Source organism: Chlorogloea sp. CCALA 695 (genome assembly GCF_003003885.1).
GTDB lineage: Bacteria > Cyanobacteriota > Cyanobacteriia > Cyanobacteriales > Chroococcidiopsidaceae > Aliterella.
Map to the genome: position 1 here is coordinate 58,927 of NZ_PVWN01000001.1, position 12,465 is coordinate 71,391.

Consider the following 12,465-nt stretch of genomic DNA (forward strand, 5'->3'; position numbering starts at 1 on the left):
CTTTTGGCTGCTACAAATACTTATTCTATTTTCGTGGGTGTCCATTTTATCCTAAAATGCCTTTTCAAGGGGACGATTTTTGAAGTCGTTCCTGTGCCTAATATAAAGTGGAGAAATTTTGTGGATTTAGACCGCATTCCAGCCCAACCCAAGCCAGGGTTAATCAATGTATTGATTGAAATTGCCGCAGGAAGCAAAAATAAGTACGAGTACGATAAAGAGTTACAAGCCTTTGCTTTGGATCGGGTACTGTATTCGTCGGTAAAATACCCCTATGACTACGGCTTTATACCCAATACTCTAGCCGATGATGGCGATCCCCTTGATGGTATGGTGCTAATGGATGAGCCAACCTTTCCTGGCTGCGTAATTGCCGCCAGACCCATCGGAATGTTAGAAATGATTGATGGTGGCGATCGCGATGAGAAAATTCTTTGCGTCCCCGATAAAGATCCCCGCTACGCCCATGTAAAATCTCTCAAAGACATTGCCCCTCACCGATTAGAAGAAATTGCTGAGTTTTTCCGCAGTTATAAAAATTTAGAGAAAAAAGTTACAGACATTCGCGGCTGGCAAGATGTAGAATTTGTGATGCCTTTAGTAGAAAAGTGTATTAAAGCTGGCAGCGAAAAAGGTTGAGATTCAGATTCGAAAACAACTTAAGTAAGTCAGTGTGACAAGTTTAGAATGTAAGAGGAAAAAGTAATTTTCCTCTTGCTTTATCGCCCCACCACAATGCAACGGACATTTCTTTACGCCAAACTTCATAGTTGTACACTTACGGCTGCCAATCTTGATTATGTTGGGAGTATTAGTATTGATCGCATTTTATTAGACGCTGCGGGAATTTTACCTTACGAACAAGTGCAAGTAGTAAATATTGCTAATGGTGAACGGTTAATTACTTATGCGATCGCTTCCCCCGCCAATTCTGGAGCGATAGAATTAAACGGAGCCGCCGCACGCCTTGGAATGGCTGGAGATCGCGTTATTATTATGACCTACGCTCAATTTGACAGCCAAGAAATTACAACCTATTGTCCTACCGTTGTGTTAGTAGATCAGCATAACAAAATTGCCGAAGTGCGGCGCTACGATGATTTGTTAGCTTCCCTTTAGTAAGTAATAATTTTGTTGAGAACATCTTAAGCAAATCAAGCTATACATAACTATATAAAAAATCATCTATCTTAAGAAGGAAGATAAATAGCGTATAATTACTACTGTATTTGAAAGCTCTTAACAGTAAGCTACTAGCGCTGTCGCTATAGATACTATTGGTTGCTAGTAACTGCTCGGAACTAAAAGTATGTAAAGCATTATGAGTAAACAACACCGTACAGTTTTAATCGTTGATAACTTTCCGCCTGATCGGGAAGTTTATCGTCGCTATCTGCAAGCCGATTTAGAGTATGAATATACCTTATTAGAAGCTTCATCGGCAGAAGACGGACTAGGATTGTGCGGCGTGCAGTCAGTAGATGGAATTTTATTAGACTTTTCTTTGCCAGACTTGGACGGATTAGAATTTTTGGCAGAATTGAAAAAAATACCGTCGGGCTTCCATCCTCCAGTGATTATGATTACTGGACAAGGAAACGAAACCATAGCCGCAAAAGCAATTAAAAACGGCGCAGAAGATTATTTAGTCAAAAATCAAATAACCCCACAAGTATTACAGTTGGCGGTAGGAAGTGCGATCGCATCGAAGAAAGTACAGCAGCAATTGCAGCAACGAATCGAGCAAGAAAAAATTGTCAGCCAAATTGCTCAACAAATTCGTCAATCGTTGAATTTAGCAGAAGTTTTGCAAACAACGGTTACTTTAGTAAGGCAATTTCTGCAAACTAATCGCGTAGTTATTTTTCAAATCCAACCAGACGGAAGCGGGACGGCGATTGTTGAATCGGTGGGGGAAGATTGGAAAAGCTTAATATCTGCAAATTTATACTCGCCTTACTTTATCAGCCCCCATATAGAAAACTACCGCCAAGGGCTAATTACTACAAAAACAGCCTTTTACGAAGCTGGGATAGACAAGTGTTATATAGAACAATTAGAGCAGTTTCAAGTAAAAGCCTGTTTAGTTGCACCATTATTTGAAGGCGAAATATTGTGGGGATTGCTAATTGCTCATCATTGCTCATCGCCGCGCCCCTGGCAAGAAATAGACATTAGTTTAGTCAAGCAATTATCAACGCAAATTGGAATTGCGATCGCCCAATCTGAGCTTTACCAACAAGTCCAGAGCGAATTAGCCCAAAGGCAACAGGTAGAAGTGGAACTAAAAGAAAGTGAAGCCGGGTTGCGCCTTGCTTTAGCCGCCGCTCAGATGGGAACTTGGAACTGGAACATAGTAACAGGTCAAATTATCTGGTCTGCCAATATGGAAGCCTTACTGGGCTTTCAACCGGGAAATTTTGATGGGTCTTACGCCCTGTTTGTTTCCAGGCTGCACCCAGAAGATTGCGATCGCGTCCTTGATGCTATCAACTTATCGGTAGCTACGGGCGCAGAATACAACATTGAATTTCGAGTTGTTTATCCTAACGGTCAAACGCGCTGGGCGCAAAGCAAAGGACAAGTTTTTTACAATCAAACTAGGCAACCTGTCCGCATGGTTGGAGTTCATATCGATATCACCACAGCCCAGCAATTGAGAGCAGAAAAAGAAGAATTGCTACAAAGAGAACAAGCAGCAAGAGCAGAAGCCGAAGCTGCTAACAGGAGTAAAGATGAATTTTTGGCGGTGGTATCCCATGAATTGCGATCGCCCCTTAATGCAATTTTAGGCTGGGCGCGGCTACTGAAAACGCGGGAACTAGACAAAGAAACAACCAACCGAGCGCTAGAAACCATCGAACGCAACACCCAAGCCCAAGTACAACTAATTGAAGACTTGCTTGATGTTTCCCGGATGATTCGCGGCGACTTGCAGCTAACTATGGCTCCGGTGAGACTCGCAACAGTAATAGAAAACACTATTAGTAGCATGAGTTTGATCGCCGAGGCAAAACAGATCAAACTTAATTCCATCCTCAACACCGGTGGTCAAATTTTGGGCGATTTGAACCGTTTACAACAAGTTGTTACTAACCTATTGACAAACGCAATCAAGTTCACACCCCAAGGTGGGAGCGTTGAAATTTGTTTACAACAAGATGGCTCTCAAGTTCAAATTAAAGTAACTGATACTGGAAAAGGCATTAGTCAAGAATTTCTGCCCCATGTATTTGATCGATTCCGCCGTGTTGATAGTTCTACAGAGCGTTCTACCGACGGGCTAGGATTGGGACTTGCGATCGCAAGTCATCTTACCCAGTTGCATGGTGGTACTGTTGCAGCTAGTAGCCCTGGGGTTGGACAGGGAGCTACTTTTACTGTCGTACTGCCGCTTTTTCAGTCAATTAGGGACTCAAAGCCAGAAATTAGTCAGGAAATAACCCTACCATTGCCCCTAGCAGATATCCGCATTTTGGTAGTAGATGACGAAGTTGATAGCTTAGAACTTGTCGAGCTTTCCTTGGTAGCATCGGGCGCGATCGCTCTAGGGGTTAGCTGCGCCGCCAACGCCTTAGAAGTTATTGAGCAGTTTAAACCAGATATTTTAGTTAGCGATATTGCTATGCCTCACACTGATGGCTATACTCTGTTAAATCGCATTCGAGAAATGAAGCTTGTCGGGCAAATTCCAGCGATCGCTCTTACCGCCTTTGCCCAAGAAGAAGACATCAAAAAGTCTTTGTATACTGGGTTTCAACGCCATTTGATTAAGCCAGTAGAACCAACGGAATTAGTTAAGGCGATTTTGGAAGTTTTAGTTGGAGCCAGTAGGGTAAAAGTAGATAAAATATATTGAGTTATAAATATTAATTCTAAGTTTCTCGCATGGTTCAGTCTAAAAAATTTGTTGGACAATCAAACTATTTATTTTGAAGTTACTATATTGCCCCAGCAACTAGATTAATTTTTTATGAACCCAAACCCAATTGTTAGCTTAATTCGCGCCGACTCCTACGAATTAGAATCTCTGCAAAATAACATTGCCAAACTCTTAGCACCACTGGGAGGAATGGCAGCTATAGTCAAAATGGGCGATCGCGTTTTACTTAAGCCTAATCTGTTAACGGGGGCGCGTCCAGGTAAAGAATGTACTACTCGTCCCGAATTAGTATATGTTGTCGCCAAAATGGTCATGGAGGCAGGAGGTAAGCCTTTTTTAGGCGATAGTCCAGCTTTTGGGACAGCTAAAGGAGTGGCGCTTGCTAATGGTTATTTACCCTGGATAGAAAAACTAAATTTACCAATTATCGATTTTCATGGGCAACGTTACCAAACGGAGGCGCAAGAATTCAACCATCTGTTGCTATCTACTGAAGCAATGGAGGCAGATGTAGTTATCAACTTGCCTAAAATCAAGTCGCATATGCAGCTAACTTTGACAATGGGTGTGAAAAATCTATTTGGTTGTGTCCCTGGAAAGATGAAAGCATGGTGGCACATGGAAGCGGGGAAAGATAGCGCTAGATTTGGGCAAATGCTGGTAGAAACAGCACGGGCAATTAATCCAGCCTTGACGATTGTTGATGGGATTATTGCTCATGAAGGAAATGGCCCTAGTGGGGGAGAACCTCGGCAGTTAGGGGTTTTGGGGGCAGCAGGTAATGTCTTTACCCTTGACTGTGCGATCGCACATCTTCTAAAAGTTGACCCCTCTATTGTCCCTACAATCGCTGCCTGTCAAAGGTTGGGGCTTTGGGTGGACTTAGATAGTATTGATTTTCCCCTCTTGCAACCTGACGAATTACAAATAGATGATTGGCGGCTACCCGATACGTTAATGCCGATTGATTTTGGAATGCCTCGCGTTTTAAAGTCTACGTTTAAGCATTTTTACATTCGGTTTATTAAAGAGCCGATGAGTGCTTATTTGTAAGCTTTTCCTTTGATATTTGAGGAGGTTTTGAAAGGGTTTATAACTTGCATAATATAGAGATACCCCCTTTTTAAGGGGGAAAATATCTTTTTTAGTTTTTCGTTAAGCAAGTTCTATTTACGAGCAACACCGTGGACTTGCAAAACATCGCTAAAAGTAGCGCAATAATTCGGCAATCCTAAGCTTTCAGGATTAACAGGGTTGTCGTAACTAAAATGTCTGTAAGTTAAACAAAACCTATCCCAAGCTGCCATTTGAATGCGAAATAGCGGAATCAAAATATTAGCTAAACCTAAAGATAAAGGAACACGAAAGTAAATCTTTTTATTGAGATAGTTACAAGCTTCATCAATTGCTCCATCGGCAGTTATGCGTTTTTGACCTAATACTAATTGCCGCGATTCCTCAGCTTTTGGTGGATTGTCAATTAAGTATCTAACAACCTCTGCAACATCTTTTCCATGAATAAAGTGGAAACTACCATCAGCTTTAAAAAAACGAATTAAATTAATTAATTTTGTAATTTCTGGAATTCCCGCCGACAAATGCGAGTAAGGTTTAGTGTTATCTCCTCCCAAAACTAAGGTAGGAAAAATTTTAGTTATTTTAGATTTAATCGCACTATTCGTCAATTTCTGAAAACACTCGTACTTAGAACGAATGTAATCTGTACCAATTTCTCCCGCTTCCTTAAGTAACTGGTTGTGACTATCTAAAATACTCGCTGTAGAAAAGTAAATTACTTGTTGACAAACTTCGGGATCTAGCAAATTTATCAGTTCAACGGTTTTAGTGACATTGATATCAAATATATCTTCACCGCCCCATACCGTAGCTGTGAGTACCGCCGTATCAATAGTTTTGAGTAAATCTGTAAAATCCTCAATTCTACCCATATCGCCCTGTAAAACCGTGATTCCAGGACGAGATTTTGTATTTACTTGTAATTTAGCGGGATTCCTGACGAGCAAATACAATTCGTGGTCTGTTTGATTAATTAAGGCTTCTGTAATATAGTGACCAATGCAACCACTCGCACCAGTCACTAAAATCCGCTTTTTGGTCATAGTTTAGTATTTCAACTGTTTGGCGGTTTCAAAGAAGAAAGCAACATTTTCCTCTGGGGTAGTGGGTAATACACCATGACCGAGATTAAGGATATGTCCGTAGTTGCCAGCTTTTTTGACAGTATCGTAAATGCGATCGCGGATAAACTCTTTAGAACCAAATAATACCCCTGGATCTAAATTTCCCTGTACTTTCATATCTTGTCCTAATCTAGCGCGCGCGTCCGCCATATCTACCGCCCAATCTACCGTGACAATATCAGCGCCCGAAACAGCCATCCGCTCTAATACTCCAGCACTACCACTAACCAGCAATATTAAAGGTGTATCTGGGTGAGTTTGTTTGATTTGCTGGAAAACGCGTTGTTGATAAGGTAAAGCAAAGGTATCGTAATCTTGGGGGCTAAGTTGACCCGCCCAAGAATCAAACATTTGTACTACTTGAGCGCCGCAGTCAATTTGATAACGAGCATAAATTGCGATCGCATCGGCTAATTTTGTTAGTAATTGGTGCAGTACCGTAGGATCAGAAAATGCCATGCCTTTAATTGCTGAGTAGGTCTTAGAACCCTTCCCTTCTACCGCATAAGCAGCTAGTGTCCAAGGAGCGCCCACAAAGCCGAGGACAGTTGATTTGTCGCCTACTTCGTTACTGAGTGCTTGCAAAATTGTTTTGATAAAAGGTAGCGATTCTTCCGGTTGCAAAGGACGCAAATTATCAACTTGAGCAGAAGTCCGAATTGGCGATTCGATAATTGGCCCTTTTCCTTCGGCGATATCCATCTCAATGCCTAAGCCAGGTAAAGGGGTAACAATATCAGAAAATAAAATTACTCCGTCTGGTTGAAATGCTTTCCAAGGTTGCAAAGAAACTTCTACAGCTACTTCGGGAATTTCGGATCTGTCGCGAAATGAGGGGTATTTGTCCCTTAGTTCCCTGTAGGCTTTCATATAGCGTCCTGCTTGGCGCATCATCCATACAGGGGGACGATCTACTTTTTCACCACGAGCGGCGCGCAAAAGATGGGGAACTTGGGTGGAGACGACCATTTAAAGTTTTACCTTAAGTTAGTTTTATGCTTTTGTTAGCTTATCATTTAGCTCTGCTCGGTTTAACCTTACTAAGCGCACCCCATTTAACACATTGCAACTTTAGTGTTTTGACTCCAACGGTATTGAGCTAAACATCGTTGTGTAATCGCGGGCAAAGTCAAAACTACGCGGCTTTTGAGAAGTCGCATCACGTACACCAGACGTAACCTCCGCCGCCTCTTTGCCGTTGCTTCTTATTGCGCCCGTAACTACAATCATCAGCATATCCTGATAAAATGTGGGGGGAATTGTCAAGTTTCGGTAGAGATTATCGCTTTATTTAGCTCTATACCGCTCAAAATTGCTCGTTTCAAGTTTGCCCCCGTTAGATCAGTTCCACTCAAATCAGCATCGCTTAAATCCGCCTGCGTTAAATCGGCGTTGCGGAGATTCGTGCCACTCAAATTAGCTCCTCGTAAAGAAGCCCAACCTAAGTTAACTTCACTTAAATTCAGATTGCTCAAGTCGGCACACATTAAATTAGCATTGATAAAATGCCTGTCTCCAACTGCATAGCGCCGTTTTAATACTTCAACGCTTAATTTGGGTAGTAAAGTGCAAGACTTACCTTTGTAACACCATTGTGCTTCAACTATTTTGGCAGCAGTCTCGATTGCTATTTCGTCTACCACAGATAGGACAACACTATTAAAATTATCCCATTGACCGCCAAGCATGAAAGCAACATTCTCTGCTGCGTAACATGAATCGAATAACAGAGTAGGATGTTCCCAATTGCTATTGCTTAACTCAGGAATGCTGTCTTTGAATGAAAACAATTTTTGCCATAAATCTTTCATACTTTAAAACCTCTACTTTTCGGTAAACAAATATTTGTGTAAGTTTATTCTCTTCATAAACAACAGTACAAATTTTAATCCAGTAAATAGTCTATAGGTTACTATCCGGTATGACTTTAAAATAACTCCAATTGATTGTGGAGAGCTAATAGCGATGTATCAAGTGTGCAACGATGGCACTTTTATTGATGGCTTTTGGCATAGTCTAACGCCGTTAATGAACAATGATCGCATTTGAGCTACAAACAGCCACTAGAAGATATGCGATTACCCAGGGGGTAACGCCAAAGGCGATCATATTTAACAAGCTCTTTTTCCATCTCAGTTATATTTAGGACACCATGTTTGAATCTAGAGCGCTCGATTGGGCAACTTGACGAAATGACTCAATCGATACCAGGCGACTCGATCTACCATCCCACAAAATAAACTTTGAACAGGCAAGCATATCACCCATCCTCAATGTTTTTATGTTTGAGAGCAGGTGGATATTTTTATGATGACAAGCTTCGAGATTATAATTAGGGATTCTTTCAGAAAGATGATGAATATTGTGGTAGCCGATGTCTGCGGTAAACCACTTGAAAATTGGTGGTAATTCTAGGTAACTACTGCCCTCAATAGCTCCAGTTAAGTAATCCCAACCTTCTGTTTTGTGAGCATAAGAGTCTTCAAAAATATGTTGCACGAAGAAGACCCAGATAAAAATCACCGCCGCAAAAGTCAAGACGCTTAAGTAAATACTTAAGAAAAAAGCTGCTCCCATAAGATTGCTCAGGATAATAACGCTGCTAATTACGCAAATATTATTAAAGAGCAAATCCCAAAACTCGGTTGCTGTCTGCCAATGTTTGGATTTATGAGCAGAGACGATCTCCGATAAACTCATGCCAGGATTGTTTTTCAAACAAGTAAATAGCTCGACAACAAAATCATAGATTCCCATTATTAGGACAAGTCTGGGCTGGAGCGCGAGGTAGAAAAAACCTCCAGGAAAAGCCATTAATGGATGTCTCAGTAGTTCATAAAACCTTTGGTCAGAAGAATTGAGCTTAGAAAACTCCTCAGTTGAGATAAAGTCAGCAACACCGCGATACTGCTCCCAATTACCATTAGTTTTGTGATGGAAGGCATGATCTCTTGACCAAGGGTATTGAGGGATGGCGTTAAGGATACCGAGAATAAAACCTACACACCTATTAACTTTTTTTGAGCTAAAGAGTGAATAGTGTCCACAATCATGCATCAAGGAAAAACAACGTATTGAAAACAGCGTCATTAAAATTATGATAGGGGGAAGAAACCAAACAGAAATTGCTGCCGCTTTAACTGCCAAAAACCATAGAAGTACATAAGGAACGACTGTATTCAAAATCTGATAAGCTGCTAGTAGGTCGTTGCTCTTCATGTAAGGAGTTAGCACAAAGTCAGATTTAATCACATTTTTCATTTAATAAATATTCTTATAAATTAATATGATGAACCTTTTTCTTAATTCAAGCAAGTGTCCTAGGGATAAAATTCTGTTTATTCTGAGCTTTTTAGCTATAGATAATCAGATATCCAAAAGCTAATAAGACCATTAACATAGTCTCAAAAACTAGAGATTGCGGGTCTTTACGCCTAACTCAATCCTGTTTAGGAATTAACTCACCACTTTACCCAGGGTGGTTGAGGTGATGAGATAATTCCTTCAAAACAGAAGTTATTAACCAATTATAGTAAGGTACTGGTTAAAGAAACATTATTATATCGTTTGTAGCTAAGAAGACATCCCCTTCCAACTCACAGATAAGGTGCTTTGAGCGCTGGTTAATATTAAAATTAATTCATTGATTAAGTTGAGCCAGCTAATACAGGTTTTCCCGTAGACATCACCTGTTCGATAATATCCGCAGCCTTAGTAACTCCCCCCGCTTGCTGATTGGCGGTTTGCAATCTAATGGCATTATCTCGATAAGAACTCTGCGTCAAAACTCGCTCAATTGTAGTTCGCAGTTTAGGAACACTTAGTTGTGAAAGCTTTATCATCTCGCCGCAACCAGTCCAAACAATACGTGCAGCTACTCCTGGTTGGTCATTAGTAATCGGAATAGCAACCATCGGTACGCCATGACTAATTGATTCTAAAGCCGTATTCAACCCCGCATGGGTAATAGTGAGACTAGCTCTTTGCAACAATTCTAGTTGAGGAGCGTATCCTACAACTAAAGGCGAACCAGAAAGCTTTGGCATAGACTCAAGACTTATTCCACCACCAAGAGAAATTACTAACTGTGCATCCAATTTTTCACAGGCTTCCGCAATAGTCTCGAAGACTCCCATCAGGCGATTTTGTAAAGTTCCCATTGAAGCATAAATCAACGGTTGACCTGTTAATTTTTCAAAAGGGAAGTCAATTTTTGCCCTAGAAATTAGATTATGGTACGCGCCAGTAAAATGAAAACATCCCGGCAAATTTGCTCGTGGAAATTCAAACTCCGTAGGCTGCTGGCACAATTGGGCTAAGGTTGAATAGGCATCATTTTGACTATTGTGTGGGGGTAAATTCCATTCGCGTCGGTATTCGGCGATAGTTTCCCGAATCGGCTTGCGGGCTTGACGGAACAAACGATAACCGATTCTATTGCGAATTTGTCCCCACCAAGCACGATTGTAGTTCCAAGGAGTAATAAAAGGTGGAACGCTAACATCTTCGTTACTCATCAAAGCAGCAGACACGCTTATGAAGGGAATGCCTAGATAGTCTGCAACCGTTCCCCCGGCTGACGAAATTTGGTCTACTAATAATGCTTCGACCCCAGCATCTTTAATTACTTTTGGTGCTTGCTGAAGTAAAGTAGCTGTCGATTTTTGGAGATAATTTATTGTGTATCGCAGTGCAGCTAATCCGCTTAATTTGCCCAGTTCGTCAGAAAATTGCTCTGTAGTGCCATAGGGAGATTCTGACGGCGCGATCGCCTTAAACTCCAAGCCAGCAGAATGTACTTTTGTTTCCGCATCTAAAATACCAATTACAGTAACTCGATGTCCCCTTTTTTGCAGTTCGTAGCCTAAGGTTGTCATCGGATTGAGATGACTTCCACCAGGACAGATAATACCAAAATGAGTCATATAAATGTTTATCCTTAAATAGCTAGAATACCTTGCTCTGCGTCTAGTGTTGCTAGTAATCCTACCGGGAGAGCAGCGTTGCAACCATCGTGTCCAAAAGGTAGGTTAGATACTATGGGAATATTTAGGTCTGATAAGCGATCGCGCAATACTTCATCTATCGTCATACTGGGAATATTTGGCGGTGCGGCGCATCGGCTAAACCTTCCTAATGCAATCCCCCTAACTTTTGTCAAAACTCCGCTTAAACGCCATTGAGTTAATAATCTATCGATGCGATAAGGTGCTTCAGTTACGTCTTCTAAAGCTAATATTACGCCGTCTAAATTTGGTTGTATTGGCGTACCGAGTAAATGAGTAGCTACCGTCAAGTTGGCTGGCAAAAGTATCCCTGTGGCGATTCCTCCTCCCCACCCCGTACCTTGCAGAGGTGCTATAGGACGACCTTCTACTAAGTTAAATAAGCGCTCTATTGACCAATCGGGTTCGGAAGCTAAAGTTGTTAATACGGAGCCATGTACGCTCGATTTGCCTCTGTTGTACAGACTCCACAATAAACAAGTAATATCCGAAAAACCAATCAACCATTTGTTGTTTTTTCCCCAAGTCCAATTTTCTAAAATTCTAGCGCTACCATAACCACCTCTAGCGACTAAAATGCCTTTACATTCTGGGTCATTCCATGCTTCAAATAATTGCTTTGTGCGATCGCTATCTGTCCCGGCTAAGTATCCAAAGCGATCCTTTATACTTTCACTTACTTCTACTTTATAGCCGTGCGATCGCCATATTTCCACACCTTTTTTAAAAGCATCAAATTCTCTCAATGCACCACTAGGGGTAATTACTTTTAATAAATCTCCTGGCTTTAGCAGTGATGGCATTTGGCAAATCATATTTTTGCATCTGACTTAAACTAAAGGAACAAGCCAATTAAAAGCTGCGCGTCCCGTCCTCAATATAGGCTAAGTTGGCACAAAGGAGGAATATAATTATGCAATCGACTACCACAGAGCAAATGGGAAGAATTATTACAACCTTGGTTATTACAAACAGGCTCGATCAAGGTTTAGCAGAACGAGGACTAATTCCTGTGGACGATGTACGCACAATTACTCTAGAGAATGTATTAGTCGATACTGGTGCTACTACTTTATGTCTTCCTGCTAATGTAATTGCGAAGTTAGGATTAACCTTACTTAAAGAGGTAGATGTTGCTACGGCTACAGGTTTTAGCAAAGCCCGAATTTTTGAAGATGCAAAAATTACTTTAGGCGAAAGAGAAGGAACTTTTGAATGTCTTGAACTCCCTGGCGGAACTGAGCCTTTATTGGGGGTAATTCCTTTGGAAGCATTAGGAATTGAGCTAGATTTGCAGAATCAAAAGCTGATTGTTTTGCCAATTAGTCCTAATGCTAGTTATTTGAGAATTTAGCTAATGCGATCGCTTATTTCC

The 12,465-nt window shown here is 41.1% G+C and carries 12 protein-coding genes; 5 read left to right on the forward strand and 7 right to left on the reverse strand.

The features are described from left to right. The first annotated feature begins 120 nt into the window (after positions 1-120). The 4 genes from C7B70_RS00250 to C7B70_RS00265 all read left to right on the forward strand — a co-directional run bounded on the left by C7B70_RS00250 (position 121) and on the right by C7B70_RS00265 (position 4,936). Positions 121-639, forward strand: a complete 519-nt coding sequence (locus tag C7B70_RS00250; protein WP_106367073.1) for an inorganic diphosphatase — start codon at positions 121-123, stop codon at positions 637-639. 96 nt (positions 640-735) lie between these two features. After that, on the forward strand, positions 736-1,119 hold the full coding sequence (gene panD / locus C7B70_RS00255) for an aspartate 1-decarboxylase (protein ID WP_106367074.1): 384 nt from the start codon (positions 736-738) through the stop codon (positions 1,117-1,119). Positions 1,120-1,321: 202 nt separating this feature from the next. Further along, positions 1,322-3,859, forward strand: a complete 2,538-nt coding sequence (locus tag C7B70_RS00260) for a response regulator (protein WP_106367075.1) — start codon at positions 1,322-1,324, stop codon at positions 3,857-3,859. Positions 3,860-3,973: 114 nt separating this feature from the next. After that, entirely contained in the window at positions 3,974-4,936 is a 963-nt protein-coding gene (locus tag C7B70_RS00265) for a DUF362 domain-containing protein (RefSeq protein ID WP_106367076.1), read from the forward strand. Positions 4,937-5,049: 113 nt separating this feature from the next. Here C7B70_RS00265 and C7B70_RS00270 read toward each other — a convergent pair whose 3' ends face one another. The 7 genes from C7B70_RS00270 to C7B70_RS00295 form a co-directional block, all read right to left on the reverse strand. Then, positions 5,050-6,003, reverse strand: coding sequence for an NAD(P)-dependent oxidoreductase (locus tag C7B70_RS00270; protein WP_106367077.1), 954 nt, complete (start codon positions 6,001-6,003; stop codon positions 5,050-5,052). A 3-nt stretch (positions 6,004-6,006) separates the two neighbouring features. Continuing rightward, on the reverse strand, positions 6,007-7,053 hold the full coding sequence (gene hemE, locus C7B70_RS00275; RefSeq protein ID WP_106367078.1) for a uroporphyrinogen decarboxylase: 1,047 nt from the start codon (positions 7,051-7,053) through the stop codon (positions 6,007-6,009). Positions 7,054-7,155: 102 nt separating this feature from the next. Beyond that, the gene (locus tag C7B70_RS26235; RefSeq protein WP_158260463.1) at positions 7,156-7,314 is read right to left on the reverse strand and encodes a hypothetical protein; all 159 of its coding nucleotides are present in this window, start codon (positions 7,312-7,314) and stop codon (positions 7,156-7,158) included. A 32-nt stretch (positions 7,315-7,346) separates the two neighbouring features. After that, positions 7,347-7,895 (reverse strand): pentapeptide repeat-containing protein, encoded by a 549-nt coding sequence (locus tag C7B70_RS00280; RefSeq protein WP_106367079.1) that lies wholly within the window; start codon positions 7,893-7,895, stop codon positions 7,347-7,349. A gap of 331 nt (positions 7,896-8,226) precedes the next feature. Beyond that, positions 8,227-9,345, reverse strand: coding sequence for a fatty acid desaturase (locus tag C7B70_RS00285; protein ID WP_106367080.1), 1,119 nt, complete (start codon positions 9,343-9,345; stop codon positions 8,227-8,229). 386 nt (positions 9,346-9,731) lie between these two features. Then, positions 9,732-11,009 (reverse strand): glycosyltransferase, encoded by a 1,278-nt coding sequence (locus tag C7B70_RS00290; RefSeq protein ID WP_106367081.1) that lies wholly within the window; start codon positions 11,007-11,009, stop codon positions 9,732-9,734. 14 nt (positions 11,010-11,023) lie between these two features. After that, positions 11,024-11,893, reverse strand: coding sequence for an LD-carboxypeptidase (locus tag C7B70_RS00295; protein ID WP_106367270.1), 870 nt, complete (start codon positions 11,891-11,893; stop codon positions 11,024-11,026). Between the two features lie 104 nt (positions 11,894-11,997). Here C7B70_RS00295 and C7B70_RS00300 point away from each other — a divergent pair, with 104 nt between their 5' ends. Beyond that, positions 11,998-12,444 (forward strand): aspartyl protease family protein, encoded by a 447-nt coding sequence (locus C7B70_RS00300; RefSeq protein ID WP_369831792.1) that lies wholly within the window; start codon positions 11,998-12,000, stop codon positions 12,442-12,444. Positions 12,445-12,465: the final 21 nt, after the last annotated feature.

Coding starts and splice junctions, on each gene's coding strand:
- C7B70_RS00290 (WP_106367081.1), bottom strand. CDS start 11,009: ATGACTCATTTTGGTATTATCTGTCCTGGTGGAAGTCATCTCAATCCG.
- C7B70_RS26235 (WP_158260463.1), bottom strand. CDS start 7,314: ATGATTGTAGTTACGGGCGCAATAAGAAGCAACGGCAAAGAGGCGGCG.
- C7B70_RS00285 (WP_106367080.1), bottom strand. CDS start 9,345: ATGAAAAATGTGATTAAATCTGACTTTGTGCTAACTCCTTACATGAAG.
- C7B70_RS00265 (WP_106367076.1), top strand. CDS start 3,974: ATGAACCCAAACCCAATTGTTAGCTTAATTCGCGCCGACTCCTACGAA.
- panD (WP_106367074.1), top strand. CDS start 736: ATGCAACGGACATTTCTTTACGCCAAACTTCATAGTTGTACACTTACG.
- hemE (WP_106367078.1), bottom strand. CDS start 7,053: ATGGTCGTCTCCACCCAAGTTCCCCATCTTTTGCGCGCCGCTCGTGGT.
- C7B70_RS00260 (WP_106367075.1), top strand. CDS start 1,322: ATGAGTAAACAACACCGTACAGTTTTAATCGTTGATAACTTTCCGCCT.
- C7B70_RS00295 (WP_106367270.1), bottom strand. CDS start 11,893: ATGCCATCACTGCTAAAGCCAGGAGATTTATTAAAAGTAATTACCCCT.
- C7B70_RS00270 (WP_106367077.1), bottom strand. CDS start 6,003: ATGACCAAAAAGCGGATTTTAGTGACTGGTGCGAGTGGTTGCATTGGT.
- C7B70_RS00280 (WP_106367079.1), bottom strand. CDS start 7,895: ATGAAAGATTTATGGCAAAAATTGTTTTCATTCAAAGACAGCATTCCT.